Annotated in this window: 22 protein-coding genes and 2 pseudogenes; 17 read left to right on the plus strand and 7 right to left on the minus strand. The window is 69.1% G+C overall.

The features are described 5' to 3' along the window. Positions 1 to 59 precede the first annotated feature (59 nt). The 4 genes from OG407_RS49215 to OG407_RS49230 are packed head-to-tail and all read left to right on the plus strand — an operon-like array spanning position 60 to position 3,979. A complete protein-coding gene (locus OG407_RS49215; protein ID WP_405867944.1) occupies positions 60 to 851 on the plus strand; it encodes a hypothetical protein in 792 nt (263 codons plus the stop codon). Next, on the plus strand, positions 838 to 2,073 hold the full coding sequence (locus tag OG407_RS49220; protein ID WP_405867946.1) for a hypothetical protein: 1,236 nt from the start codon (positions 838 to 840) through the stop codon (positions 2,071 to 2,073). Before OG407_RS49215 ends, OG407_RS49220 begins: the two co-directional genes overlap by 14 nt. Further along, positions 2,070 to 2,762, plus strand: coding sequence for an ABC transporter ATP-binding protein (locus OG407_RS49225; protein WP_405867948.1), 693 nt, complete (start codon positions 2,070 to 2,072; stop codon positions 2,760 to 2,762). The genes OG407_RS49220 and OG407_RS49225 overlap by 4 nt, the downstream gene beginning before the upstream one ends. After that, entirely contained in the window at positions 2,759 to 3,979 is a 1,221-nt protein-coding gene (locus tag OG407_RS49230; protein WP_405867950.1) for an ABC transporter permease, read from the plus strand. Before OG407_RS49225 ends, OG407_RS49230 begins: the two co-directional genes overlap by 4 nt. Before the next feature lie 66 nt (positions 3,980 to 4,045). On the opposite strand, the gene OG407_RS49235 is transcribed toward OG407_RS49230, so the two are convergent. Next, complete coding sequence (locus OG407_RS49235; protein ID WP_405867952.1) at positions 4,046 to 4,639, minus strand: hypothetical protein; 594 nt, start codon at positions 4,637 to 4,639, stop codon at positions 4,046 to 4,048. Between OG407_RS49235 and OG407_RS49240 the strand changes: the two genes are divergently transcribed. Next, on the plus strand, positions 4,629 to 5,000 hold the full coding sequence (locus OG407_RS49240) for a hypothetical protein (protein WP_405867954.1): 372 nt from the start codon (positions 4,629 to 4,631) through the stop codon (positions 4,998 to 5,000). The two genes, OG407_RS49235 and OG407_RS49240, sit on opposite strands and share 11 nt — an antisense overlap. 56 nt (positions 5,001 to 5,056) lie before the next feature. Next, positions 5,057 to 5,449, plus strand: coding sequence for a PRC-barrel domain-containing protein (locus OG407_RS49245; RefSeq protein ID WP_405867956.1), 393 nt, complete (start codon positions 5,057 to 5,059; stop codon positions 5,447 to 5,449). Here the strand turns inward: OG407_RS49245 and OG407_RS49250 are convergent. Next, positions 5,439 to 6,333 (minus strand): IS5 family transposase gene (locus OG407_RS49250; protein WP_405867958.1). Its coding sequence is split into 2 segments (ribosomal slippage): positions 5,439 to 5,612 and positions 5,614 to 6,333, totalling 894 coding nucleotides; the frame shifts between segments, so codons are not numbered across the junction. The genes OG407_RS49245 and OG407_RS49250 overlap by 11 nt on opposite strands. A gap of 374 nt (positions 6,334 to 6,707) precedes the next feature. Between OG407_RS49250 and OG407_RS49255 the strand changes: the two genes are divergently transcribed. The 4 genes and pseudogenes from OG407_RS49255 to OG407_RS49270 all read left to right on the plus strand — a co-directional run bounded on the left by OG407_RS49255 (position 6,708) and on the right by OG407_RS49270 (position 8,861). After that, positions 6,708 to 7,334, plus strand: coding sequence for a hypothetical protein (locus tag OG407_RS49255; RefSeq protein WP_405867960.1), 627 nt, complete (start codon positions 6,708 to 6,710; stop codon positions 7,332 to 7,334). Positions 7,335 to 7,686: 352 nt separating this feature from the next. Next, a complete protein-coding gene (locus tag OG407_RS49260) occupies positions 7,687 to 7,863 on the plus strand; it encodes a hypothetical protein (protein ID WP_405867962.1) in 177 nt (58 codons plus the stop codon). A 172-nt stretch (positions 7,864 to 8,035) separates the two neighbouring features. Beyond that, a pseudogene (locus tag OG407_RS49265) lies at positions 8,036 to 8,521 on the plus strand (transposase); the annotation flags it as partial. 103 nt (positions 8,522 to 8,624) lie between these two features. Beyond that, the gene (locus tag OG407_RS49270) at positions 8,625 to 8,861 is read left to right on the plus strand and encodes a hypothetical protein (RefSeq protein WP_405867964.1); all 237 of its coding nucleotides are present in this window, start codon (positions 8,625 to 8,627) and stop codon (positions 8,859 to 8,861) included. A 190-nt stretch (positions 8,862 to 9,051) separates the two neighbouring features. Here the strand turns inward: OG407_RS49270 and OG407_RS49275 are convergent, their stop codons facing one another. Next, on the minus strand, positions 9,052 to 10,971 hold the full coding sequence (locus tag OG407_RS49275; protein ID WP_405867966.1) for a hypothetical protein: 1,920 nt from the start codon (positions 10,969 to 10,971) through the stop codon (positions 9,052 to 9,054). Positions 10,972 to 11,763: 792 nt separating this feature from the next. Between OG407_RS49275 and OG407_RS49280 the strand changes: the two genes are divergently transcribed. The 3 genes from OG407_RS49280 to OG407_RS49290 all read left to right on the plus strand — a co-directional run bounded on the left by OG407_RS49280 (position 11,764) and on the right by OG407_RS49290 (position 19,407). Further along, positions 11,764 to 14,760 carry a helix-turn-helix transcriptional regulator gene (locus OG407_RS49280; protein ID WP_405867968.1) on the plus strand — a complete coding sequence of 999 codons (2,997 nt, stop codon included), beginning with the start codon at positions 11,764 to 11,766 and terminating at the stop codon, positions 14,758 to 14,760. 109 nt (positions 14,761 to 14,869) lie between these two features. Then, complete coding sequence (locus OG407_RS49285) at positions 14,870 to 15,091, plus strand: hypothetical protein (protein WP_405867970.1); 222 nt, start codon at positions 14,870 to 14,872, stop codon at positions 15,089 to 15,091. Between the two features lie 80 nt (positions 15,092 to 15,171). After that, positions 15,172 to 19,407 carry a carboxypeptidase regulatory-like domain-containing protein gene (locus tag OG407_RS49290; RefSeq protein ID WP_405867972.1) on the plus strand — a complete coding sequence of 1,412 codons (4,236 nt, stop codon included), beginning with the start codon at positions 15,172 to 15,174 and terminating at the stop codon, positions 19,405 to 19,407. Positions 19,408 to 20,366: 959 nt separating this feature from the next. Here OG407_RS49290 and OG407_RS49295 read toward each other — a convergent pair. The 3 genes from OG407_RS49295 to OG407_RS49305 all read right to left on the minus strand — a co-directional run bounded on the left by OG407_RS49295 (position 20,367) and on the right by OG407_RS49305 (position 23,327). Next, complete coding sequence (locus OG407_RS49295; protein ID WP_405867974.1) at positions 20,367 to 20,699, minus strand: GH12 family glycosyl hydrolase domain-containing protein; 333 nt, start codon at positions 20,697 to 20,699, stop codon at positions 20,367 to 20,369. 24 nt (positions 20,700 to 20,723) lie between these two features. Next, entirely contained in the window at positions 20,724 to 22,679 is a 1,956-nt protein-coding gene (locus OG407_RS49300; protein ID WP_405867976.1) for a beta-propeller fold lactonase family protein, read from the minus strand. Positions 22,680 to 23,054: 375 nt separating this feature from the next. Beyond that, positions 23,055 to 23,327: a hypothetical protein gene (locus OG407_RS49305; RefSeq protein ID WP_405867978.1), complete on the minus strand. Its 273-nt coding sequence runs from the start codon at positions 23,325 to 23,327 to the stop codon at positions 23,055 to 23,057. Positions 23,328 to 23,506: 179 nt separating this feature from the next. Between OG407_RS49305 and OG407_RS49310 the strand changes: the two genes are divergently transcribed. The 3 genes from OG407_RS49310 to OG407_RS49320 all read left to right on the plus strand — a co-directional run bounded on the left by OG407_RS49310 (position 23,507) and on the right by OG407_RS49320 (position 25,027). Continuing rightward, complete coding sequence (locus OG407_RS49310; protein ID WP_405867980.1) at positions 23,507 to 23,938, plus strand: hypothetical protein; 432 nt, start codon at positions 23,507 to 23,509, stop codon at positions 23,936 to 23,938. Positions 23,939 to 24,007: 69 nt separating this feature from the next. Continuing rightward, positions 24,008 to 24,481 carry a hypothetical protein gene (locus tag OG407_RS49315; protein ID WP_405867982.1) on the plus strand — a complete coding sequence of 158 codons (474 nt, stop codon included), beginning with the start codon at positions 24,008 to 24,010 and terminating at the stop codon, positions 24,479 to 24,481. 216 nt (positions 24,482 to 24,697) lie between these two features. Then, positions 24,698 to 25,027, plus strand: a complete 330-nt coding sequence (locus OG407_RS49320) for a hypothetical protein (RefSeq protein ID WP_405867984.1) — start codon at positions 24,698 to 24,700, stop codon at positions 25,025 to 25,027. A gap of 753 nt (positions 25,028 to 25,780) precedes the next feature. Here the strand turns inward: OG407_RS49320 and OG407_RS49325 are convergent. After that, complete coding sequence (locus tag OG407_RS49325) at positions 25,781 to 26,050, minus strand: hypothetical protein (protein ID WP_405867986.1); 270 nt, start codon at positions 26,048 to 26,050, stop codon at positions 25,781 to 25,783. Between the two features lie 288 nt (positions 26,051 to 26,338). Between OG407_RS49325 and OG407_RS49330 the strand changes: the two are divergent. After that, a pseudogene (locus OG407_RS49330) lies at positions 26,339 to 26,455 on the plus strand (short-chain dehydrogenase); the annotation flags it as partial. Positions 26,456 to 26,550: the final 95 nt, after the last annotated feature.

The raw sequence follows: 26,550 nt of genomic DNA on the forward strand, positions 1-26,550 counted from the left end.
CGCTGCGATTCAGACAGGTTTTTGATCGCGGTCTGACAGGATCCTCATATCGCTTGGCCATGGTGGCCGCCATGCCGAGCATCAATGACCGGCCAGGCCTTGGTGCTGTGGCCGCAGACGTGTCCCGGGTCCGTCCGGTAGCCGGTTCCGCAATCGCCGTCGGACGGCCCCTGCGCCGTGTCCTCACTGGCTGGACGGGCTGCAATCAGCCCGTCCAGCCAGTGAGGACACAGCGCGGCCGAAGACTGCGCAACCCGGCGAACCAATGCGGCCACAGCACGAGGTCCCGATCCGTCGCGTTGGCCGCCCTCGGGGTGGTGGCGATTTCCGCGCTCACCGCGTGCGATGGCGGATCCTCCGGTGCGGGCAAGGCCGGTGACAACGACGTGGCCTCGATCTCCAGCCCGGCCGCGAGTGCCGGATCGGCCGGGCCGAGCGCCGACCCCGACTCGGGCCGCCCCCAACTGCGCCTGGACGGCAGCGAGGAGGAACACCGGAAGCTCAACAACGCCTGGGTGTCCTGCCTTCAGGACCACGGAGTGAAGACGTACACGAAAGGCGCGGCGGGCGCCGAATGGATCTTCCCGGGCGTGAACGCTTCGGACTTTCCCGCATCGGCGAAGGTCTGCGCCTCGAAGCAACCGCTTCAGCCTGTGGAGACGGACCCGAAGAAGAACCCGCATTACGCCGATGACTTCCGCGAATGGATCAGGTGCATGAACTCCAAGGGGCTCAAGGTTGTCGGGCTGCCCGACAACGCGGGCTGGAACTACGCCTCCGACAACCAGCCGGCCAATTCGGATGAAATCGAGAGCAGTTGCCGGCTGGAGGCATTCAGTGCGAAGAAGTGAGCACGCTCAGGCCGACGAACCGCCCGGCAGCGCGGCGCCGGGGAAGGCGCGGAAACGGGTCGTCATCGCGGTGGCCGCACTGCTCACGGCAGGCGTGGTGGGGATCAGCCTGGCCGGGGTGAGGAGTGCTGGGAAGCCGTCGGGCGCCGCGGCGAGCGGTGCGCCCCGGGTGAGCACCGTCGCGGTGGTCAGGACCGACCTGTCCAGCACCCTTTCGCTGAACGGAACCCTGGGCTACGGCAGGACCGTATCGGTGAAGGGCGGCAAGGACGGCCTGGTCACCCAGCTGCCGGCGGTGGGGGCCAAGGTGTCCAGGGGCAGGTCCCTGTACCGGCTGGACGATCGTCCGGTGCCGGTGTTCTACGGGACCACACCGCTGTTCCGCCCCCTGGACACCCGGGGTCTCATGGGCAGGGACGTGAAGGTGGTCGCGGACAACCTCAGGGCGCTCGGCTACGACATCGGCGCTCAGCCGGCGTCGGGCAGTTGGGTCGCACAGAGGCCGGAGCCGACCGGCGCCGCGAGCGCCTCGCCGTCCCCGTCGCCCTCGGCGTCCCCTTCCCCGTCGCCGTCCTACGTCCGGGTCAAGCCGGGCGAGGGGGTGCTCACCGCCTCCCTGATCGCGGCGGTCGGGCGGTGGCAGACCCAGGTCGGTATGCCCTCCACCGGGGTCCTCGGCGCCGGCGACGTGGCGGTGCTGCCGGGCGAGGTACGGGTCGGTGCCGTACAGGCGCAGCCCGGCGACCCGGCCACCGGAACGCTGATGTCGGTCACCGGTACCGCCAAGTCGGTGTCGGTGCCGCTGGACGCGACCGACGTCGACTCGATCCAGCAGGGTGACAAGGCGACCGTGACGCTGCCCGACAACTCCGAGGCCCATGGCACCGTCTCGGCCATCAGCACGGATGCCCAGGCCTCCGACCAGGCAGGCGGTGACTCCGGCGGCACACCGCAGCTGGTGGTGACCGTCTCGCTGGACAGCACGGCGGCGCTGCGCCGCCTCAACTCCGCACCCGTACAGGTGCAGTTCACCGGGCAGACCAAGAAGGGCGTACTGGCCGTGCCGGTCGGCGCGCTGCTCGCGCTGAGCGGCGGCGGTTACGCGCTCCAGCTCCCCGGCGGCCGTCTGCTGGCCGTCGAGACGGGGATGTTCGCCAAGGGACTGGTGGAAGTGAGCGGCACCGGCATCACCGCGGGCACCAAGGTGGCAACGGCCTCATGACCGACCGCACACCTCCGGTACTCACCGTCCGCAACGCGAGCATGGCGTATCCCGGCGGGGTCAACGCGCTGGACGGTGTCTCGCTGGCCATCGGGACCGGTGAACTGCTGGCCATCGTCGGACCTTCCGGGTCCGGCAAGTCCACTCTGCTGAACATCATGGGCACCCTGGACCGGCCGACGAGCGGCACCGTGGAGATCGGCGGCCGGGACGTTTCCTCGCTCTCCGACCGGCGGTTGTCCGCGCTGCGCGGCCGCTGGCTCGGCTTCGTCTTCCAGCAGTTCCATCTCACCGAGGGGCTGACCGCAGCCGAGAACGTCGCCACCGGTCTGCTCTACGCGGGTGTGCCGCGCGGCCGGCGCCGTCCGCTGGCGCTGGAGGCGCTGGCCCGGGTCGGCCTGGGCCACCGGGCCGGACACCTCTCGCACCAGCTCTCCGGCGGTGAACGCCAGCGCGTCGCCATCGCCCGGGCTCTGGTCAACAACCCCGCGCTGGTGCTCGCCGACGAGCCCACCGGCGCGCTGGACACCGCCAATGGACGGGCCGTCCTTGAACTGCTGACCGAGCTGAACGACGAGGGCACCACCATCGCGATCATCACCCACGACCGGGACATCGCCGAGCGGCTGCCCCGCCGGGTGGAGATCCTCGACGGGCGCCTCGTCGCCGACACGTATGAGGGGTCATGAACACCACCGTCACCGAGGCGAACAGCAGGCCGGTACGGCTGGCCCCGCTGGATCTTCTGGGGCTGGGTCTGCTCGGCATCCGTACCCGCAAGATGCGGGCCGCGCTGTCGGCCCTTGGCATCTCCATCGGCATCGCCACCATGATCGTCGTCACCGGGATCCCGGCCTCCAGCCAGAAGGCGCTGCTGAACGAGCTCTCGGCGATGGGCACCAACATGCTCCAGGCGCAGCCGGTCCCCAATCCGAACTCACCGGTGCTGCTCCCGCCGGAATCGGTGGACATGGTCCGCCGTATCGGTCCGGTCACCATGGCCAGTGCCGTCGCCAACACCCATGCCACCGTTCACCGTTCGGACCGCGTTGACCCCAACGACTACGCCGGACTCACCATCCTGGCCAGCAAGGTCAACCTGCTACCGGCCATCAACGCCGAGGTGCGGTCGGGCCGCTTCCTCAACGCCGCCACCGAGAGGTTCCCCACCGCGGTGCTCGGTTCGGTCGCCGCCACCCGGCTCGGCTTCGCGAAGCTGAACGACCGGGGACCCGCCCCGCAGATCTACATCAACGATCGCTGGTTCACGGTCATCGGCATCCTTGCCCGGACCCCGCTCTCCCCTGACATCGACCGCTCGGTACTCGTCGGATGGGACGCCGCCCGTGCCCAGTTGAAGTTCGACGGACACCCCACGGTGATCTACATCAAGGTCAGGGAATCCGCCATGGAGGCGGTCCGGGGCGTGCTGCCCGCCACGGTCTACCCGCAACTGCCCGGCATGGTCCAGATCAGCCGCCCGTCCGACGCGCTGGCCGCGAAGCGCGCCACCCAGACCACCTTCTCCGCCCTCTTCCTGGGACTCGCCGGAGTCGCGCTGCTGGTCGGCGGTATCGGAGTGGCCAACACCATGGTCATCTCGGTCCTCGAACGCCGCCGTGAGATCGGCCTGCGCCGCGCGCTGGGCGCCAACCGGGGCCAGATCCGCGGCCAGTTCCTCACCGAGTCCGTCGTACTGTCCGCGCTCGGCGGCGTGGCCGGTACCGTCCTCGGCGTCCTGGCCACCGTCGGCTACGCCACCTACCAGCACTGGCCGCCGGTCGTCCCGCTCACCACGGTGGCGGGAGGGTTCGGCGGCGCCGTACTCGTCGGCATGATCGCCGGTGTCTACCCGTCCATCAGGGCCGCCCGCCTCACCCCCACCGAGGCCCTCGCGTCGGCATGAACGACATGGGCGACATGGGCGAAGGGCGTTGGGCCGTTGAGCGGCCCAACGCCCTTGCGTATGCGCCTACTTCTGGAAGGCTTTCACCTGGCAGGCGGTTTCGATCTCATTGAAGTGCGGAGGATTCGGCTGGCTCTGGTCGAACGAGTAATCGGAGTCGCCGACCATGGTGGCCCTGATGCCGTGGGCGTTCAGGCACTTCACCATGACCCGCAGGTCGTCGGAGTAGTCCGGATTCTGGGCCGGGTCCAGCTCCGGCGGCGTAATCGGCTGCTTCGACGCGCAGGCCTTCGCTCCGGCCTTCTCGGCCGGGGTGGTCGGCGCCCCTTTCAGCGGCCCGCCCTTCGCCCTCAGGCAGGCGTACCAGCTGTCCCACATCCGGTTGGTCTCCTCGGTGGAGCTGTCCAGCCGGATAACGGGGCGGCCGGCGTCGGGGTCCGTTGCCCGCGTCGGTGTCCCGACTGCCTTGCCCGGGCTCGCGATCGAGGCGACATCGCTGTCGCCGGCACTGCTTCTGTCACTCGCGTTGCCCGAGCCGCCGCCACCGCACGCGGTGAGGACGACAAGGCCCGTTGCGCCGACGGCGGTGAACAGGGCTGCCCGCGCGGAGCGGCCGGGAACCAGCCAGCTGCGATGAGAGGGGTTCGTCATGGCGGCCACGGTGGCCGAACGATATGAGCATCCTGTCAGGTTTCTGACAAGGGCCTGTCTGAAACCGGCCGGGCAGCCGACCCCGGGCCTTCGTACGAATAGTCGGTTGCCGACAGGAAAGGTGCCCGGCAACGGCGTAGCCACCGCGATCGGGTGTGGGCCGCCCACGGCCGATGGGACAAAACTGATGTTGGCTTTCACGGCGGCTGTGCTCTTGGGCATCGCCTTCATCATCCACGCCACCGAAACGCCGACCGACGTGATCTTCAGTTCGACGAGCCTGCTGTACCCCGGCCTCACGCTGCTCGCCCTGCGTGTGGCCGGTGTCGGGACCGGTTGGTCCGGCAGGGGCCGCAGCCGTCGCCGCTGAGCGGCGTTCACCAACCATCACACGGCGCAGGAAGCAGGGAGTGGAGGAGACCGGTCATGATCCAGGCAGCGGACGTCCGAGAGCGGCGTAATCACAATGTCGTTGATGACGGCGGGCAGCGGATAGGCGTACTGGAAGCCGTGTACGTGGACACCGCCACCGATGCCCCGTCCATGGCCACGGTCAGGACGGGGCTGCCCACCCGGCGCCGGCTGGTCTTCGTCCCCCTCGACGACGCGATCGACGGTCCGGGCTACCTCAAGGTCCGGTACGCCAGGGCGGAGGTGCGGAAGGCTCCGTCGATCGGCACGCACGACGTACTACCGGCCGGGGACATCGAAGACTTCGCCTCCGAGGCAGATGCAGACGATCATCGCCACGTCGACTCTCCGACATACGACTGCATCGCGCCAGAGTCGGACTCGCTGGTGATTGCATTCATGAGGTGAGCGGAGAGCTCTCGGCTGCACAGCGGTCACAGGCCTCGGTGCGAGAGAGTGATCGTGGGCCTGGTCGGGTTGCCGGTCGACCTCGGGTGAGGCGGCGGACCATGATGCCGATCATCGCCCAGCGGATCATCGTCTCCGAGTGGGCGGGGCTGGTCTCATAGGGTCCTGGCGAGGCGCCGGTGGGCGGTAAGCCATGAGAAGGTGCGCTCCACCGCCCACCGCTTGGGCTGGACCTGGAAGCCGCGCTGGTCAGGATCCTTGCGGACGATCTCCAGCTCACGGCCGAGGATCTGGGCGGTCCAGTCGACCAGACGGCCGGCGAAGCCCTGGTCTGCCCAGACCTTCCGGACCCCGGGGTGGTCGAGCCTGGTCCACAGCAACAGCTGCTTCGCGCCGTCGCGGTCCTGGATGCTCGCCGCGACGACGTGGACGGCCAAGAGCAGGCCGAGGGTGTCGGTGACGATGAATCTCTTGCGGCCCTTCACCTTCTTACCCGCGTCGAATCCCCTGGTGGCAGCTGGGACGGTATCGGCGGTGCGGACGGACCGCGAGTCGATCAAGCCCGCGCTGGGCTCCGCGTCGCGACCGTCAGATTGACGGACCTTGCCTCGTAAGGCGTCATGGATGCGCTCAACGGTGCCGTCGTCGTGCCACCACGTGAAGTACCAATACACCGTCGGCCACGGAGCGAAGTCCTTCGCCAGCTGCCGCCAGGCGCACCCGGTCCGCACCACGTAGAAGACCGCGTCGACGATCCGCCGCCGCGGATGCTTCTCCCGCCGGCCACCCTTCGCACCCACCCGCGCCCGCGGGAGCAACGGCTCCACCAACGCCCACTGCTCATCCGTCAGGTCCGACGGATACCCACCCCCAGCACCGCTCACAGCATGCTCAACAACCACTCCAGCAACGGGGTACGGCAGATCTCAAACACGGTCTGAGCTTGCCGTTTGACCTCTGGTGCGGGGAGGGGGTTGACGAGCAAGTCTGGCCAGCGAAGTACGGGGCCGCTGGTGATCGCTTCCCCTGTGGAGGGTGGTCGTTTCCCGGAGCAGGGGTCGGGGGCGGTCGTTGGACTCGCCGTCGGATGTGTGACCAGTAATGTGACCAACAATGTCATCGCCGATGGTGGAAGCTGGTTCTAGTGATGCCTTCCTGGGCCGCTTTGGGGGGAGCCCTCGTCTTTGGGGTACTGGCGGCTCGATCCTGGGCGAGGGGTATCCGGCGCTGGTCGGATCCCTACGCGCCCGCGGCACCGGTGGCGGCGTTCGCGCGCCGCCTCGCCGGACCCAAGCAGCAGGTCAGGCTCGAACGTGCCTCGCTGCTCGATGCGGCGTCCTTGAGTGGTCTGTCCGTGATGTTTCTGGGCGGTGCCTGGCTCCCCGCCGGTGGAGCCGGGCACAGTGCGGGACCGGTGGCGGCCTCCGTCGTGACCTTGGCGGGGTTGGTAGTCTTCTTTCTCGGCTTTGCTGCCCAGGTGATGGTGGCGGTCACTGGACAGCCGGCCTTCCTGCTGGCGAAGGAGAAGGCCACAGGGGTGAGACCGCGGTCCCTCGGGTCGGGTGATCCTGCCTCGGCAGGCACCGAAGTGTCCGTCTATCGCGATGACGCGGACTCCTATGCGCAGTTGCGGCGCTATGAGGTCTACATCGACGGCGAACGCGTCGGCCGGCTGCGGCGCGGGGAGTTGGTCAACATCCCCGTCGCCGTCGGCTCGCATGCCGTCCAGGTGAGGATTTCCTGGTGCTCCAGTGGTGAAGTACCTGTCGAAGTCGGTTCCGGTGAGCGGGTGAGCCTGATCTGCCGGGCCAAACACGGCGCACGTACCGACCTGGGCGGCGTCATCCGTCAGCGGGACGGCTTCCTACTGCTCCGCGAGGTGTGAACCCGCTCCGGGCGATACGGCAGTTCGCCACTTCCGCGATAGCCAGAGCGCTTGAGAGGACCACCGGTTCGGAGCGACTGGGTTGCCGTCGAGGGGACAGGTCGCGGGGATGGGGCAGGCAGTGTTGGAGTTCATCAAGTACTCGGCGGTATGCCAGGACTGCGGTGCCCGGCTGGAGTGCTGCGGCGTCCAGGCCCTGGTGGGCGGCTCTTTGCGGTGGGACGTTGAGGTCATCTGCTCGGCTTGTGGGTTCGCGGTGGCTGTGTGCGATGGCGTACTGCCGGCTGACCTCCGCGATCAGTTGCTCTCCGGGCACGGAGCGGCGAGGTTGCGGGTAACTTCCCCACAGGGAATGAGCATCGCGATCATGCGAGTGCTGCGGGCTGAACTCGGCCTTGGCCTGACCGAGGCCAAGGCTGAACTAAGACGCGTGCTGGCCGGGGAGTTCTCGGGAACCCTTCCCGAGATGGAACTCCTCGCCCGCAGCCTGCGGGTCGCCGGAGTCCCTGCGGTATCCGCTCGGCCATAGTGCCCCGCCCCGCCCCGGCCTGGTCTTCTTCACTCGCCAGCTGGCGGCTGACCTCGAACAGCGCGTCGTACAGGCTCACCCACCTGGGCATTCGCGGGACAGGCGGACGGCCCTCGCATGAGCATGCGTTCCATCACAGAACCGCACTCATACGAAGGCCGCAGGGGTGAGTCTGCTGCACCACGATGCCCGGGACGAGGCTTTCGGCTTCACGTCCCGCTTTCGAGAGGACCTCTACACATGTCCGACCCGGCGCGGTGACACCCTGTTCGAACTCACGGACGCGATGCTCTGCGGAGACGGCCCGGTGACCTCGCCGGTCGACCTGACGCTGCTGGCCGAGCACCGGCGTGGGCACGGCGCGTTGTACGACGCGCTCAACCAGGGCCGCATCGACGCGGCCGGGCTGCGCAAGGCGCTGGCCATGCTGCCGCAGCCCAAGGCCGCCGACGGGTGCCTGGTACTGGCCGTCGACGTCTCCGCGTGGCTGCGACCCGACGCGCCGACCAGCCCGGACCGCCTGTTCTGCCTCGTCTACGGACGCTCGGGACGCTCCAGTGACCAGTTCATTCCCGGCTGGCCGTACTCGTTCGTCGCCGCGCTGGAGACCGGGCGGACGTCGTGGTGCCAGCTGCTGGACGCGGTCCGGTTCGGCCCGAGATTGCTACCGTTTTCCCTTGTGCCCAAGCCTTGTCCGAAAGAGTTCGGAAGAGTTCCGCGAGGATGTCGTACGGGTCGCGTAGAACCGCAGGCCGGGTGTGATGGTTGAGCAGGCGGTCGCCGACTTGGGGGCGCACACGATGACGCTGTGGAAATGGATGCGCCGCACGGACATCGATGACGGGACCAGGCCAGGAACGACCGGCCAGGGCAGCGCGGAACTACGGGAAGCGCGTCGGCGGATCAAGGTGCTGGAGCAGGAGAACGAGGTCCTGCGCCGGGCGGCGGCCTACCTGTCGCAGGCGCACCTGCCGGGAAAAGGATCTACCCGGTCGTGAAAGAGCTGGCGATGGAAGGGATTCCCGTCGCGGTCACGTGCCGGGTCCTGCAACTTGCCCGCCGGCCCTCCTACCGCTGGTCGAACGGCCGGTGACCCATGCCGAGTTCGGGCACGCGCGTGGACGCAACCGCGAGAGCGGCGCCGCTCCCTCATCCGCGGAGAGCGGCGCACGCCGGGACGCTTTCGTGTCAGGCCGGCTGCCAGGAGAGGATCGCCTGGTACTGCGTTTCGATGCCGCCGGCCGCGATGATGCTCGACGGGACCTGGTCCGCTGCGGTGATGTTGTGGTTGCCCTGGATCAGGACGCCCTTGCTGTTGTAGTCGGAGGGACCGCTCGGCCAGTAGTTGCCTTCGATGTCCGTCGGATCGTATGTCCCGTCGCCTGCGGTGTAGTTGCCGTGTTTGCTGCCCCAGGGGGAGACGTTGATGTTCCATACGGCGTTGCCGAGGATCGACACGTAGGTGGCGCCGTTGTCGGTGTACAGGACGTGGCCGCCGGAGGTGTTGAGCTGGGCGTGGACCACGTTGCCGCTTACGTGCTCACCGGTGGCCATGGAGGTGCCGGTGATCCCGTTCGTGTAGACGGCTCCGCCGTCGCCGAGGAGTGACATGTGGTCGTAGATGAGGTTGTTCGAGATGGTGTTGTTGTTGGAGTAGTTGGGCTGTGCGGGCAGGCTCACCTTGTCGGGCCAGCCGCCCCAGCCGATGGAGATCGCCGTGTAGGGGACATGGTCGATCTGGTTGTGGGTGATGGTCGAGGTTTCGATGTAGCCGGCGTCGATGGCGATCCCGCCGTGGTATTCGGCGGCGGTGTTGTAGAAGTGGCTGTCTTTGACGGTGATGCCGCTGGTGTGCTGGGCGGCGCTGGTGGGCTGGGGAATGTCCACTCCGCCCAGGTCGAGGCCGTTGCCGGAGATGTCGGTGAACACGCAGGCGGTGACGGTGGCGTTCTGCGAGCCGTCGCCGAGGTCCAGTCCGGCCGCGCCGAGGTGGACGAAGTAGTCGTGGTCGAAGTGGATGCTCTTGTCGTAGCTGAAGCGCACCGCGCCGGGCATCTTGGTCCAGTTGCCGTAGGGGCAGGTGCCGCCGGACACGAAGTCGCACAGGCCCTGGGTGGCGTAGCCCTTGGTACCGGTGACCTGGTAGGTGGCCTGGATCTCGGAGAAGCCGGTGCCGGTGTTGGAGGTGGTGTAGTTCGCGTAGCTGAACTGGATGCCCTGGAAGCCGACATGGCTGGGTTCGTCCGCGGCCTTGCCGGAGGACGCCACCAGCGTGTCGAGTGAGGGTGCCTCGACGTCCGCCGTGGCCAGGTTCTCCCCGGCACGCGGGATGTAGTAGAAGCGGTGCTCGCTCTTGTCCAGGTAGAACTCGCCCGTTTTGTCGAGGAGTTCGTAGGAGTTCTCCACCGCTGTGGGTGCCTCGGTGATCGATTTGCGGCCGACCAGGTTGTAGGTGCGGCCGGAGTCGTCGGTACGCATGACCCGTTGGGTGGAGTTGTTCCAGCAGGGCTGGGCCATGGTGATGGCGGTACTCGTTACCGAGGCGACCGGGCAGCGCGGCTCGGTCCACAGGCCCAGGCCGCCGCGGTAGACGAACTCGATCGCCGACGGGTTGCGCCAGCCGGCCATGGGGTCACCGGACGCCGTGGTGTACCCGGTTGCCGTCTGCGTCACCGACACCGGCAGGGCGCCCGTCGCGCGCTGGGCGCGCACTCCGTCCACGTACAGCTGGCGGGTGTCCAGGCCGGTGGGGGCTGGGGCGGACCAGATGTTGCTGCCCGTACTGGTTTTGGCCCAGCCGGTGATGTGGGCGCCGCCGCTGATGACCGGGGTCTGTCCGGCCGCCGCCTTCCACCAGACGGTGCCGGCCGTACCGCCGCCTGAGTCCGCGGCGGTGAAGGTCAGCGTCTTGGTCAGCCGGTAGACGCCGCCGGCCAGGGTCACGGTGATCGGTCCGGACGTCGATGTGTCGAGCGCCCGGACCGCGGTCTGTGCCTTGGTGAGCGTCCGGAAGGGGGCGGCGGAGCTGGTCCCCGCGTTGTCGTCGCTGCCGGTGGGCGAGACGAAGTAGGTGACCGCGGTTGCCGCGTGTGCGGGCAGGGTCAGCACTGCGATGGGCAGAAGGGTACAGACGAAGGCCGCGATGACACGGTAAGACCCGATGAATAACCGCGGTTGCTTCACGGTTCTCGTGACGTGCGCATGCTCTCTTGTGGGAAACATGCTGGAAAAGTAGGGGTGTGGAGACGAGACGTCAATGACTGTGACGATGAGACATCGGATCAATTTCTCAAGTTGTCAGGGCTGTGTTCAGGCTTCGGTGACGCGGGCGTTGACCCGTCGCGTCCAGTCCTGGTCGGTGTGTCACCTGTGGTGGTGCGGCGCCGCTGGGGGGTGCGGTCCCGCCACGCCGCTCGGAGGCGGTCTTGATGTCGTACGTACCGGAGGAGTCGATCGCGGCGGTCACCCGCTGCTTGAGCACGGCGGCGTCGACACCCAACGGCGTTGCCGTGGAGGGACACCCTCAAACCTTGGCGAGCCCTACCCGACCGGAACGGTCGCAGGGGACTCCTGGCCAGGAACTGGTCGCCGACGTACGCAGGCACTACCCATCCGTCACAGTCGTCGCCGAGTCGTGAAGCGGGAAGAACGGCACGCCGGCCCCGCAGTCACGCACGCCCTCACCCCGGGGGTCCTTGTGCGCGTCCCGCAACGCGGCGACGAGCCTTGTCCAGCGATTGGCTCATACTGATGCAGCATCAGAAATACTTGAGGCGACCGTAGTTGGCATAACCGGGCGCGGCTGGTACAGGCATCGTGGCATGCTGCGGTGTCGAGGCTCGCACATGCGGTGGGTGCTTGGGTCGCACAAACCCGGGGCGGGGTGGGGAAGGCGGTCTGATGGAGCACTCGGCGGACAGCGGCCTTCCGCGCGTGCTACCCAGCGTCGGCGCTCCGCGATTCGTCGGCCGAGCGGTCGAACTGCACCGGCTGAGGCAGGCCTTGGCACGGCCGCCGGCCGCCGTTCTCGTCGAGGGTGAGGCCGGAATCGGCAAGAGCCGACTCGTTCAGGAAGCGCTGGACGAGCCCGGTATCGGCGCCCGACGGCCGCTGGCCGCCATGTGCCCCCCGTTCCGGGAGGCACTCACCCTGGGCCCGATCGTCGATGCCGCCCGCGATGCCCGGCCCGATGTGGCGGAGCTGACCCTCACCCCCCTCGCCGGGGTGCTGCGGCCGCTGTTCCCCGAGTGGGGGCAGGATCTGCCGCCGGCCCCCGAGGCGCTGTCGGACGCGGGCGCCGCTCGGCACCGACTCTTCCGCGCACTGGCCGAACTGCTGGACGCCATGGGCGTCGGCGTGCTGATCCTGGAGGACGTCCACTGGGCCGACGGAACCACCCTGGACTTCCTGCTGTTCCTCGCCTCCCGCCGGTCCCGCCGGATGAGCCTGGTGCTGACCTACCGTCCCGAGGACGTGGCGCCGGACTCCGTGCTGATGCGGCTGACCTCCCGACCCCCGGCAGGCACCGGGTACGTACGGATCTGCCTTGGCGCGCTGAACGTGCCCCAGACCGCCGAGTTGATGTCGTCGATGCTCGACGGGGAACACGTCTCCGAGGCTTTCGCGTCCTTCCTCCAGGAGCGGACCGACGGCGTGCCGCTGGCGATCGAGGAGTCCGTCCGGCTGCTGCGCGACCGGGCCGATCTGGTCCGGCGCGACGGAGAGTGGGTACGCAGGACGCTGGCGGACATCGCTGTGCCGCCCACCATCCGGGACGCCGTCGCCGAACGTGCCTCGCATCTCACCCCGGTCGCACAACGCGTGCTGCAGGCCGCCTCCGTGCTGGCCGAACCGGTCGGCCTGCCCGTTCTCGCGACGGTGAGCGGGCTCCCGAACAACGTTGTCAGCCGGGCCGTGGACGCCGCCGTACGCAGTGGACTGTTAGGTGAGGACCGTGTAGGCCGGGTCAGTTTCCGGCACGCGCTGGCGGCTCGTGCGGTCTACGACATGACGCCCGCGCCCGACCGCCGGGCCCTGCACCGGGGAGCGGGCCGCTCCCTGCAGGCCATGACACCGCAGCCGGTGGCACGGCTCGCCCACCACTACCGGGAGGCGGGGGACACCGGGCAGTGGCGGCAGTACGCCGAACGGACCGCCGACCTCGCGCTGGCCTCCGGGGACCACCGCACCGCCGTCGGACTGCTGCACGAACTCCTCACCGAGAGCGATCCGCCCGCCGCCTCGGTGGCCCGGTGGGCCCAGAAGATGCCGGTCATGGCATTCACCGGGCTCGTCGGCCGAGCCGACCTGACCCGTGCGCTGCGCGAGGTGCTGGACGCGGAGACGCTCTCCCCGCACGAGCGCGCGGCCGTCCGCACCCAACTGGGGAGGATGCTGCTGCACACGGGCGAGTACGCGGCCGCTGCGGCGGAACTGGAAAAGGCGCTGCCGGATCTGGCCGACGAACCGTTCCAGGCGGCCTGGGCGATGAACACGCTGGGCAGCCCGCCGAGCACCCTGATGTCCGCCGGGGAGCACCGCCGTTGGCTGGACCGGGCGGCCGACGCGGCCCGGCTGCCGATGACGGCGGACCAGCGGCTGGCTCTGGTGGTGGACCGGGCGACTTCCCTGCTGGACATGGGCGACGAGGCCGGCTGGGCCGTGGCCGCGGAACTGCCCGACACCGCGACGACCCCGGAAGGAATGATGCAACTGGCCCGCGCCGGACTCAACATCGGCAACTCCGCCATGCGTTGGGGCCGCTACGACGAGGCCAGAGCGCTGCTGACGACCGGGCTGGCCAGGGCCGAAGAACACCGGTACCAGCGGCTCCACGACATGATCCTGGTAACGCTGGTGCACCTGGACTGGTTCACCGGTGCCTGGGACGGACTGGCCGAGCGAGCCGCCGTCCTGGCCGGGGTGGAAGAGGAACCCGTGGTCCAGCTGGACGCCCTGCTGATCACGGCTCTGCTGGACGGGGCGGTCGGCGGCAGCGCGGCGGATGCCGGCCGCGCGGCGGTGACCGAGGGCGGGACCGGGACCGTCGAGGAGCGGCTGCGCCAGGTGCTCGACGCGGGTCTGCGGCGCGGCATCGTGGATCTGCCGCTGGAGCCCGCTGCCGCCCTGGCGCGGATCCGGCTCGCAGAGGGGTCGGCCGCCGAGGCGCTGGAGTTGACGGAAGGACCGGCCGCCGTCGTGGCCCGCAAGAACATCTGGCTGTGGGCCACCGAGTTCGCACCGGTGCGGACCGGCGCGCTTCTCGCGGTCGAACGGCCGGACCAGGCGCGGCAGTTCGTCGCGGACCTGGCCGAAGGGCTCGCGGGCAAGAACCTGCCGGCAGCGGACGCGGCCCTGGCGACGTGCCGCGGGGTACTGGCGGAGGGAGAGGGCCGCAGCGTCGAGGCAGCCGCCGCGTTCGGCCGGGCCGCCACCGCCTGGCAGGGCCTGCCCCGACCGTATGAGGCACTGCTCGCGGCCGAACGTCGGGCCGGGTGCCTGCTGGCAGCGGGGGACAGGGATACCGGACTGGCCGAACTCGCCCACGTGCAGGCCGGATTCACGGCTCTGGGAGCCCGGACGGATGCCGACCGGGTGCACCTCGCGCGCCGTGCGGCCGGGGAGCCGGTACGTCAGATGTGGCGCGGCGGGCGCCGCGGCTATGGCGACCAACTGTCCCCGCGTGAGCTGGAAGTGGTCCGCCTGATGCTCACCGGTCTGACCAACCCGGCCATCGCACGAGCACTCTCCCGTTCCCCGAAGACCATTGCCGCACAACTGAACTCGGCGATGCGCAAATACCGAGTGACCTCGCGTACCGCACTGGCGGTCAGCCTGACGCAGGCCGGAATCACCCCGTCGGAAGACCACGCCACCGGCACGCGCTCCGATCTTTAGGTCATCCGCCCCATCGCGAGGACACGCGGCAACCGTCGATACTCAGTGCGCGCAGGGTCCCCGAGCCGACCTGCACCCGGACATCACCGGAAGGGCGTCCATCCATCGGATGAGCAGCACACCCCCCGAACCGAAGTCCGGCGCACCGAACGCCCGTACGGACGGCGCCGACAGTCCCGCCGGTGCCGTCACCGGACCGCAGCACACCGACGTGCCGCCCGCCGGAGAACGACACCCCGAACCGACGCCCGCCGTACCGGGCGTTGCCGACGACGCAACGGCAGAACCCGCCTGCGCGGACGACTTGTACAGCGGTTACGAACCCCTCTGAGCTCGGCCCGATCGGGTCCTGAACGTGACGAATAGGGTGCCTCCTTGCTGTCCTTCTTGCTGTCCTCAAGACGTGCGCGCGTGCGCGCTCGCCTCTCGCTCCTCATAGCCGGCTGTCTCGGCGCCGGAGTTCTCGCCGCGACAGCCCCGGCCACCGCCGCGGCCACCCCCAGTTCCCCGGCCTCGTCATCCGACGCCGACTCCTCCAAGGCCGCCAACCTGCTCAACGCCGTGCCGCAGGACAACGTCCCGCAGAACTACGTCCCGGCCGCCTGCAACAACCCGAGCCTCAAGGACGGCGTGGCCCAGTGCTTCGCCGACGTGCGCACCAACTCCGACCACATCGTCCGGCCGCAGGTGAGCGCACCCCCGTCCACGGCGCTGGGCCCGGCCGACATCCAGGCCGCCTACAGCCTTCCCGCCGGAGGCGATGGCCGGACGGTCGCGATCGTCGACGCGTACGGCAACTCCCACGCCGAGGCCGACCTGGCCGCGTACCGCGTGCACTACGGGCTGCCCGAGTGCACCACCGCCAACGGCTGCTTCCGCAAGGTCGATCAGAACGGCGGCACGGACTACCCCGCCGATGACGCGGGCTGGGCATTGGAGACCGCGCTCGACCTCGACGCCGTGTCCGCCGCCTGTCCGGCGTGCAACATCCTGCTCGTGCAGGGTGATTCGGCAAGCCTGGACGACCTGGGCACCGCGGTCGACACCGCCGTACACCTGGGCGCCAAGTACGTCTCCAATTCCTACGGTCTGCCCAGCGAGAGTGCCTCCCAGACCGGGTACGACCACCACTACGACCATCCCGGGGTGGCCGTGGTCGCGTCCACCGGCGACACCGGCCATGTCCAGAACTGGCCCGCCACCAACCCCAACGTGGTGGCCGCCGGCGGCACCCGGCTGACCCGCACCGAGGACACCCAGCGCGGCTGGACGGAATCCGCCTGGACCTCCGGAGGATCGGGCTGCTCGCTGTACGAGGCCCAGCCCGCCTACCAGAGGGGCCTCACCACCGGCTGCGACACCCGGGCGACGGCTGACGTCTCCGCGGTCGCCGACCCCGCGACCGGCCTGGCCGTGTACGACACGGTGGGCAGAGACGGCTGGCTGCAGGTCGGTGGCACCAGCCTCTCCGCGCCGCTGATCACGGCGATGTACGCGCTGGCGGGCACCCCGGTCGAGGGCACCTACCCGGTGACCTACCCGTACATCAACGCCTCCGGGATGACCGATGTCACCGAAGGGTCCAACGACGACTGCGGCACGGTGGTGTGCACCGCCGGCGTCGGCTGGGACGGCCCGACCGGTCTCGGCACCCCGGTCGGCGTGTCCGCGCTCGCCTTCGGCGCCCATGGAACGCTGTCCGGACGAGTCACCGACAGCAAATCCGGCGCCCCGCTCGCCGGCGTGGCGCTGGCCGTCTCCGAAGAAGCGACAGGTAGCAGGGAGTACCACGTCACCACCGACGCCGAAGGCGCGTACAACCTCCCCGTCGCGGTGGGCGACTACCGGATCACCGCCACCGACTTCGGCTACCAGGAGAACACCAGCTCCGCAGTGAGTGTCGCCGAGAACCAGAGCACCACCGCCGACCTGACGCTGGTGAAACTGCCCACCCACACGGTGTCCGGCACGGTGAAGGACGGCAGCGGCCACGGCTGGCCCCTGTACTCGAAGATCACTATCGACGGCTATCCGAACGGCGCCGTCTACACCGACCCCTACACCGGCAAGTACAGTGTGGAGCTTCCCGAGAAGGCCACCTACGGCGTCCATGTGGCCCCCGTCTACCCCGGCTACCGGAGCACGGACCTGAGTGTCCCGGTGGGCACGGCCGACGTACGGACCGACGTGGCCCCGGACGTGGACCCGACGGCCTGCGTCGCACCCGGCCACGCCTATCCGGCCGGGACCGGTTTCGAAGGCTGGACCGGCACCACTCCGGAGCACGGCTGGACCGTCGTCGATCACGGGACGAGCGGCGCCACCTGGGACTTCGCCGACAAATTTCTGTCCAACTGGACGGGCGGAACCGGGAACTGGGCCGCCGCTGATCCCTACGGCCGGGGCGGTGCTCCCGAGGACACCGAACTCGTCTCGCCCGCCTTCAGCCTGGCAGGCCAGAGCTCACCCGTCCTCGGCTTCGACGCCCTCTACGCCCCCAGCAAGGACTCGGTGGCCGACGTCGACCTCAGCCTCGACTCGGGCGCGACGTGGACCACGGTGTGGCACCGGGACACGGCCGAGTACCTGGGCCACGTCGTGGTCCCCCTGGCCCAGGCGGCAAACGCCAAGCACGTGAAGGTGCGCTTCCACTACTCCGGCAGCGGCCTGTCGATCTGGCAGCTCGACACCGTCACCGTCGGTTCCTGCGCAGCCGTGAGCGGAGGCATCGTCGCCGGAAAGGTCGTCGACGGCAACACCGGCGACGCCATCACACCCGCCACCGTCACCGACACCGCCGACAGCTACGCGACGGCGACCACCGTGGCGACCCCCGACGACCTGGCGTTGGCCGACGGCTACTACTGGCTGTTCAGCGCCCCCGCCGGACGGCACACGTACCGGACGGTCGCCGCCCGCTACACCACCTCGACCGGCACCCTCACCACACGGCCGGACAAGATCAACCGGTTCGACCGCACGCTCAAGGCAGGCCGCCTGGCGGTGAGTTCGAACGCCCTGTCCGTCAGCGAGACACTCGGCGGATCAGGCAGCAAGAAGGTCACCTTCACCAACAGGGGGCAGGCGCCGCTGCACGTCAACCTCGGTGAGCAGAGCACCGGTTACACCTCACCGGACGGCACCTCCACGTCCACATCGGACTCCTCGGCAGGCGCCCCGACGCTGCGCGTCAAGGGCAACTACTCACCCGGACCGATGAGTTCTACCTCCCCGGCCGCGAAGAGCACGTCGAGCGCCTCGTCGGCCACGGCAGCGACGGGGCCCTGGACCGGCATCGCCGACTACCCCGAGCCCGTCATGGACAACGCCGTGGGCACCTACCAGGGCAAGGTCTACTCCGTCGCCGGAATCTCCGGACTCTTCGGAGGGGAGTACCTCAGCCGCGGCTATGTGCACGACCCGTCCACCGACGCATGGACACCCATCGCCGACCTCCCGGAGGCCCTGGAGTCACCGGGTGGGGCCTTCGTCAACGGGACCATGTACGTCGCCGGCGGCTGGACCGCCGACGGTGCCCGCGCCACGCTCTACGCGTACCACCCCACCACCGACACGTGGACCCGCCTCGCCGATCTGCCCCAGGCGATCGGCATGCCCAACGTGACCACCCTCGACGGCAGCCTCTACGTCATCGGAGGCTGCACCGGATCCGGCTGTGGAGACAGTGTCAGCACCGTCTACCGCTACACCCCGGCAACCGACACCTGGACCCGCCGCGCCGACTACCCGTTCACCATGGAACGCGGGGCCTGCACCGGCATCACCGGTGAACTGGTCTGCGCCGGCGGCATCACGGTCGTCGGCGGAGGGGTCACCACCCCCAAGGGACAGACCTACAGCTACAGCCCCTCCGCCGACACCTGGACCCGCGCGGCCGACATGCCCTACGCGAGCTGGGGCGCCACCGCCAGCGGGAACGACGGCAAACTCCAGGTCGTCGGCGGCATCATCGGAGTGGACGCAGTCAACACCGTCGTCGAATACGACCCGGTGTCCAACACCTGGTCCAACCTGCCCAACACCGCCTCCGCCGTGCTCCGGGCCGGCGGCGGCTGCGGGATCTACCGCATCGGAGGCATGACCACGACCCTGGACACTGCCACTTCGGCCGAGGTCCTACCCGGGCACGACCAATGCGACGGCGACGACGTCACCTGGCTGTCGGCGGACAAGACCTCGTTCAACCTCGCCCCCGGCCGGTCCACCACGGTCACCGTCCGCGCGGACGCCTCCGCCGTGGCCACGGCCGGCACCTACACCGCGCGGCTCACCTACAACACCGACGCCCCCTACGCCGGAGTATCGGTCAAGGTCAGCCTCAAGGTCACGATCCCGCGGACCTGGGGACACCTCTCCGGAACGATCACCGACAAGCACACGGGAGCACCGCTCGCCGGAGCAACTGTCCTGATCTGCCCGGTGGCGCACGCCAGAACGACCGGCTGCGACCACCTCGCACACACCGTGCGCACCGACTCCGACGGCCACTACGACCTCTGGCTGGACGCCCGCCCGAGCTCGCTGCGGATCACGGCTTCGGCCGCCGGGCACCATGCGGCATCCAAGGAGGTGACCCTGGTGCCGGGCCGCGTCACGACGGCCGACCTTTCGCTGACCGCGACCTGATCCCACGTCCCCACGCTCACCCCGCGCCCACCAGGACACTCAGTCTTGGTGGGCGCGGCTTCGCCTCTCCTCTGAGCACATCCGAGACGGGTATCCCTCGGTGGGTATGGCTGGTTCGCGCCGCGAGGAACCGACGCCGCCGGCCGGGGTGAGCCGGCCCTACTGGACGCGGCTGGAGCACAGGGGCGTCCCGCCGCCTCGGCTGCGCCCATGAAAGTGGCGATCGCGTCTGACCCGATCAGGGGATTTGCTCCGGCATCCGCCCTCCCCGCCAACGGCCCCATGAACCCCGGCCGCGCAACTGCACGACCTGTCCGCCGGCAGTGAGGGCGCGGCTTCAAGTCGCACACATGCCGCCGTTGCGGGCACCAAGCCGACCGGCATGTTCCCGGCGACACCATTCGCCAGGCCCCATGGGCGGCGTATCCGCACGGCAGAGAGCCGGGTCTCGCAAGCCGGACACGAGCCCGCGTCACGGCGGACACTGAGCCTCACCACCATCCTGTACGCACCGTGCACCGCCGTGGCGACCCGCACCTCGAATTCCTTGAACAGCACGTTCTGCCGGGCGTGTTCGTCGTGGTTGACGGCCTGGACGTCGACGTCGGCGGCACGGTTCAGCCCGACCCACCCGAACCTGACGGATCGTCATGCCCGCGTACCACGGCGGGGCCTACCCCGGCTCACGGCCCGGAACCGAACTTCGCGCGCGGCGTACGAGTCCGGTCAGAGAGACGGGTTGGTGAGGACGCGCTGCGGGCAGAGGACCTGCCACACCAAGGGCTGGTAGCAGTAGCGGCGCAGACACCAGGCCGGCACTCGTCAGTACCGCCGACGAAGACGCCTCGTTGGAGGGGCGGTCCGGCAAGACCGCCCCTGACACGCCATCAGCCAACTGCACCCCGGCGACACCCCTGACCAGCAGGAATAGCGAAACGCTGCTGGAGTAGATGAGGGGGTCAGCCCACGTGCACGGAGTATGAGCTGCTGCTCAGCTTGCCCCGCCCGCGGAAGACCTCGGTCCCGGCCTCGACGCTGGTCAGATACGCGTTGTTGGCCAGCAGCCTGCGCTGGACCAGGGCGTCGGCCATGGCGGTAATGTCTGTGTTCGCTGAGTTGGTGTTGGCGACGCGGACGTAGGAGTAGACGTTCCAGCTGCTGACCACCTTGCCCGCCCGGTCCTTGTTGACGATCTTCCCGACGTACAGGTCCCAGGCCGTGCCGCCGACCGTGACCCGCTCGCGCTTTGTCCCCAACGGGCCTGCTCCGCCTTGGCGGTTGAGCCAGCTCATCCTCTCGTCGTGGGGCTGCGTCGGTTAGTTGGTGAAGTAGAGGTACTGCCAGGTGCCGTAGGTCGTGGTGTTCACGTTGTCGCCGGAGGCAGGATCGAGGTACGACGTGCGGACCCGGGCGCGGACTCCCGCGGTTCCGGGGTGGCCGAGGTTGACGATGCTCTTGCCGTTCGTGCCGAGGGCGAAGTATTCCGAGTCGGTCGTGTTCCATCTGCCGTTGGAGTAGACCTGGAGGTCCAGGCGTTCCTTGCGGCTCTTGTAGTACGTCATCGTGGTGGTCAGGATCGCGTCGGTGTTCTTGTGGTAGTAGCGGTAGCGGGTCGAGCCGATCGTGCCGGTGCGGTAGTACTTGGACAGTGAGCTGGCGGTCTTGACGTGTGCGTACGCGGTGGATTTGACGGTCCGCGGGCTGTAGCGGGAATCGCCCTTGAAGACGGCGTTCACCGCGGTGTCGCGGGACATGGTGACGGTCGCCGACAGGTTGCCGTGCGCGTCCACCTTGCCGCTCTTGATCAGCTTGTTGGGCTTGTCGGGGCCGTAGGGGTCGGCCCAGATCTCCACCGTGCGGTTGGTGTAGGTGGTGCCGAGGTGGGCGGTGAAGACGACGTTCTTGCCGTAGTCGTACGTCTTCTTGTTGTTGGTGAGCGTCAGGGCCGGTGTGGCGCGGGAGACGGCGACGGTGTCCGAGGCGGACGCCGGGGTGTGCGCGGCGTCCCCGGGATACGTCACGGTGTAGCGGACCGTGCCGCCGGCCGGGGGCACGTCGGTGAACGAGAACGCGCCGCCGGCGCCCAGCACCGTGGTGCCCAGGGACTTGCCTGTGGGGGAGAGCAGGTCGGTGCGCACGACGTTCACCGGTGTCCCGGTGGGCGGTCTGAGACCGGCGCTGAGGGTGCCCTTGACGGTGAGGGTCTTGGCGCGCGGGGCGGTGGCCGGGGCGTTGACGGCGAGTGTGGTGACGTACGTGCGTGGTTGGTTCACCGTCTGGAACTGCATGGAGCCGGATGATCCGGTCAGCACGAACAGCTTGGTGCCGTCCGCGGACCAGGAGGTGGAATGGCCGCCCCAGGGCATCCAGGCGTTCGACAGGTTGCGGACGCTGGCCGGGGCGTCGGCGCCGCCGGGGAAGACGTAGGTGTCGCCGGTGTTCTCGGTGTCCAGCGTGGTCGCTGCGATGGTGCCGTCCGGGGCGACCGTGACGGTCTCCGGCTCGTCCTTGACCGGGTACTCGTGCACCTGTGCAAGGTCGGAGAGCCGGTATTCGATGACCGCCCGGTCCCCCTGCCCGACCACCACGATCGACTGCGCGCCCGGAGTGAGCGCGGCGTCCCCGTAGAAGCCGCCCTCGTCCTTCGTGACGCGGATGACGGGGGTGCCGGAGGAGACGTCGTAGACGACGATAGGCCCGGAGCTGATTCCGCCGTCCAGAGCGACCAGGGTGTCCGGGTTGGCCGGGTCGGCGTACAGCATCGGCGGGCTGGCGAAGTCGTGGCCGCCGGCGAGGTCGAGCGTCACGGTTGCCGCACTCGCGGTCAGGTCGACCTCGCCGAGCCCGGAATCCCACTGGTCGCCGTAGCCGAACCAGATCCGGCCCTGCGTGAGCGCGATGTGGCGCGGCGCCGTTCCGGCGCCGGTCGGGTACTCGGCGCTCTGCGTGAGCGTCGCCGTGTCGAAGGCGACGATCTTGTCGGCGCCGGTGACCGCGGCGTACAGCGTGCCGCCGTCGGGACTCAGCAGGAGGTCCGAAACCCCGGACAGGCCGGTGAGTGTCTGGATCACCTTGCCGGTGTAGTCGACGACCGTGATCACGCTGTCGCCGCTGATGAAGAGGTGCTGGTGCGCGCCGTCGACGACCGTGTCGCGGACGTCGCCGACGCTGATCGGCACGCTGGTGTCGGCAGCCGCGGATCCGGCGCCGAGCACCACGGAACTGAAGAGGGCTGCCGTCGCGACGGCAGCCGGAAGTGTGCGGATACGCACGGGAATTGCCCCCCAAGGGTGCGGCCGGTATACGGCCGACCGGCCCTGTGACCGGTGCGTGAAGCCTAGGGCAAAGCTCTGACACATCCTGCGGCGCCTGTCGGCCCCCATCGGCACCTGTGTCCAAGATGCCGTCCTCAACCGGCTAGTCCTTGGCAGCGATCACCACGTTCTCCGGTTGAAGAGGTACGAGACGGAAGCCCCGGTGGCCGCCGAACCGCCGCTGTTCATGATTCTCGGCGACGAACTCGTTCTTCTTGGCCTCGAGTTGGCTACCACTCCGCCTTGGCCATCCCGCAAAACGGCGCGGCGGCCGGTGATGTCGACCAAGCGCCGGTGAAGGGTCGGTGTAAACGGCGCCGTGTTCACCGGTTCCTACTTGCCCTTGGCGAGCTGGTCGACGCGCGGGACAGACAGGCCGATCTTCGCCGCGACTTTCGCGAGGGTGAGGTTCTGGCGGAGTTCGAGTACGGCGCCCTGCCGGACGGCCTTGGCCTGGGTGAGCGGTTCGGCGATCGCCACGGTGAGGGCGTCCTGCAGGTCGCGGGCGGCTCTCTCCCGTGCGACGGGATCGTTGATGGCCGCGATGGCCTCGAACGCCTCGGTGACGGCGGCCGTGTTGATCAGATCCGTCGGATTGCTGGTCATGAGGTGACTGTAGGGGAAACGAAGATTCTCTTCTAGGGGGGCTTGAAAAAACGTATAGGGGCCCTATGGATTAGGTGTCGTCAGCCCGCCCCTCGCCACGGAGGACCACATGCACCGCCGCCCGTCGCCCCCAGCTCCAGACCTTCACCGTCGGCGGCGAGCGGTTCACCGCTGTGGTCATGACCTCCAGCGACCTGACCGCGCTCGACATCGAGCACCTGGCGCTCCCCGAGGACTGCACCGGTATGCAGGGGCTGCGCGGCTGGCACGTCCACGACGGCGCCGGCACCCACATGGGCCGCGTCGTCTGCCGGTCCACGATCGTCGCTGCCGAGTGGCTCGACACCCTCACGGACGACTGGCTGCTCGCGAAGTGGTCCTGCCGCCGCCAGGAGCGCGCCGTCCACGAGATCGTCCGCCTGCGCGACGACCACATCGCCCAGCGGACCGCCGCCGACGCGCGGCGCACGGAGCTCCAGCAGCGCGCCGACTACGCCGACCACCTCCAGCGCCACGGCCTGGTCCTCGATGAGGACGGTGACGAGAGGTACGCCGACCGCACCGCTCACGGCGTCCCGCCGCGCGGTTTCGGCGACGTCTTCGCCAACTGACCTACGCCGCCCGGCCCTTCGGGGCCGGGCCCACCCGGTACTACCCCACCCCGGAAGTGGAGAAAGTCCATGCAGAGCCTGCCCGAGACCTCAGCGAAGACGGCCGCCGACATCAACGAGGCGGCCCGCGTTGCCGAGCGGGAGGCCGGCGAGGCCTTCGCGAACCGGCTGCGGGACCTGCTCCAGCTGACCCCTGCCACGCCCCGCTTCCACCACGGCCACGGCCGGCACCGCCGCGCCCGCGAGCGCGTCCTGGACCTTGCCCCGCTGGAGGGCGATTTCACCCTCGCGGCCGGCTACACCGCCACCTGCGCCTGGCGCCGGGCCATCTACCTGGAGCAGGCGACCGACGCCGCCCTGGAGTACGGGCAGGCCCTCAACGCCTGGGACTTCTGCCAGTTCCTGGGCGACCTGGTGGTGGCCCGCGCGTGGACCGGCAAGGCACAGGACCGCTACTTCTGCGCGCTCGCCACCCGCGTCACCACCGCGGCCCGCATCCGGCCCGAGGACCTGATCGAGCAGTACACCCCGACCTCCTGGTAGGCCCGCCCGAACCCCCGGCCGCGCACCGGGGGTTCGCCGTTCGACCGCCCAACTCACCCCGGAACAGGGAGACATGACCATGGAACTGGCCTCATCCACCATCACCGGCGTCATCGGCCTCCTGGGGATCCTGGTTGGCTTCCGCTTGCAGGAGCGTCCGCTGCTCGCCGTGACGGGCTCGCGCAGCAGGCACAGTGGCGCGCGGAGCTGCGGCAGGTGTTCGTCCGCTTCCTCTCCCGGCTCGCCGCGATGCGGCGCCTGCAGGGCGAGCGCTCCGTGCTGCGGGAGGCCGACGCGACCGAGGCAGAGCAGGAGGCCGCGAAGACTTCCGCACTGGTGGCGCGCACGGCCGTGGGCGAGGCCTTGACCGAGCTCCAGCTGCTGACCGACGACCCGCGTGTCCTGGAACTCGCCGCCCGCGTCGTCGACGTCACCTTCAACCTGCACGAGGCCCCTAACCGGGCCCACCGAGACCGGCGCGGCGATGAGGCCCGGGAAGCGCACAACGCCTTCGTCGCCGCGGCTGCCCCGCTCGTACGGTCCTGAACTGCACTTTTTCTGTGTCGCCGAGTGATGTACGCGCGCCCCAAGGACTTGACGTGACGTACTTCACTGTTTGGCTAAATCGGCTTCAGGCAATCTTTTCGTTAACGACAGAGGACCCACGCTCCGCAATGGAGGTGGGTCCTTTTGCTGTCCGGGACCCGTCGAACCTCTTCAAGGGGCGTAGGGCCCCGCATCGGCAGGGCCCTGGTTTGGGTCCGTCCGCCGGGATCTTGGCGGGTCGAGGCGGACGGACCCCCGAGCCGAAGAGGCCCGTAATGACGGTACACATCGAGGGTGCACACGTCGCGATCCTCGTGATCGCTTGTGTCGTGGGGTACGGCATCTACAGCCGTTCACGGACTCCTTCGGCGCCTGGCAACGCCGCTGAGGCAATCATGGTCGCCGCCGCTGTGGTGTCGGCACTGATGCTGATCCTCACGGGGGTTGACGAAGTAGACGGCGGGCGCAGCACACCGACCGAACCGCATTCTCCGGCTGTCTCGGAACAGCCCTCCGCGGCGCCCTCCCAGGTACCTGCCCCGTGACGCCCTCCGGGCCCGGAGGTTGGGGAAAGCAGTTCCCGACTCAATCGACCTGGAGGACTTCGTTGCGCAGTGCGCGCAGCAAGGTCAGGGTGTCGTCGTTGTCGCCATCGGTGAACGCGTGGATCGCCACCAAGATGGCCGCGCCGATCCGTTTGACGGTGGCGGGGCTCGGTACCGGCGAGAGCGGCCTGGGCGCGCCAGGAGTCGGTCAGGAGAAGGACGATGCACGCCGTGGGGTCACTGTTGATCTCCGCGACCCGTCGGCCTGTTTCGTCGTCTTCCATGGTGGCGTCGATGTCGAACGCGGCGACCAGACGCGCTGGAGTGTGTGCTGCCTGTACGCGGCAAACAGGGCGGGCAGCGGACGCTCGTGCTCACTGCCTGCGAGGGAGGGCAGAGCCTGGTCGTCGTTTCCGATGACGGCTTCCAGCGCGGCCCGGGCTCGCAGGCGCTCATCGCTGGTCAGCTCGGTGTCCATGGCACCGCAGGCTAGGCCAACGCTCCTGCCGCGCGGGGGCGTTCACCCGAAACCATCCGTACTTGGGTACTTCGGTCTACGGGCCAGTTACAGACATTGCCGGTCCGGCGGGGCTGTTGCTCAGGCGGGCGGCTGGGACGTGGGGGAAGCCTGTTCGGCGGGCTGGTCCAGTTGCTGCTGCCGGCAGCGCTGTTCGTTGCGCAGGTTTTCGACCCGGGCGGTGAACTCCGAGAGGGCTTCGGGCTCGGTGAGTTTCTTGTACGGGCCGACGCCGAACCGGAAGGCCAGGCACTGGACGGCATCGAGGCAAACGCCTACGAAGTACTGGCCGACGAACTGACTCGCCAGGTCAAGGCCGGACTCTCCGCGGACCCCGCCGTGCTCTACCCGCAACTCGCCCACTGAGCAAGACATCTCGGCAACCGCTCCCGCGCCGATGACTGCCAGACCGAAATGACGCACGGTCGGCTCTTTCCGCAGTGGTGCTTTCCGCAGATGGT

This window comes from Streptomyces sp. NBC_01515, assembly GCF_045040345.1.
Taxonomy (GTDB): Bacteria; Actinomycetota; Actinomycetes; order Streptomycetales; family Streptomycetaceae; genus Streptomyces.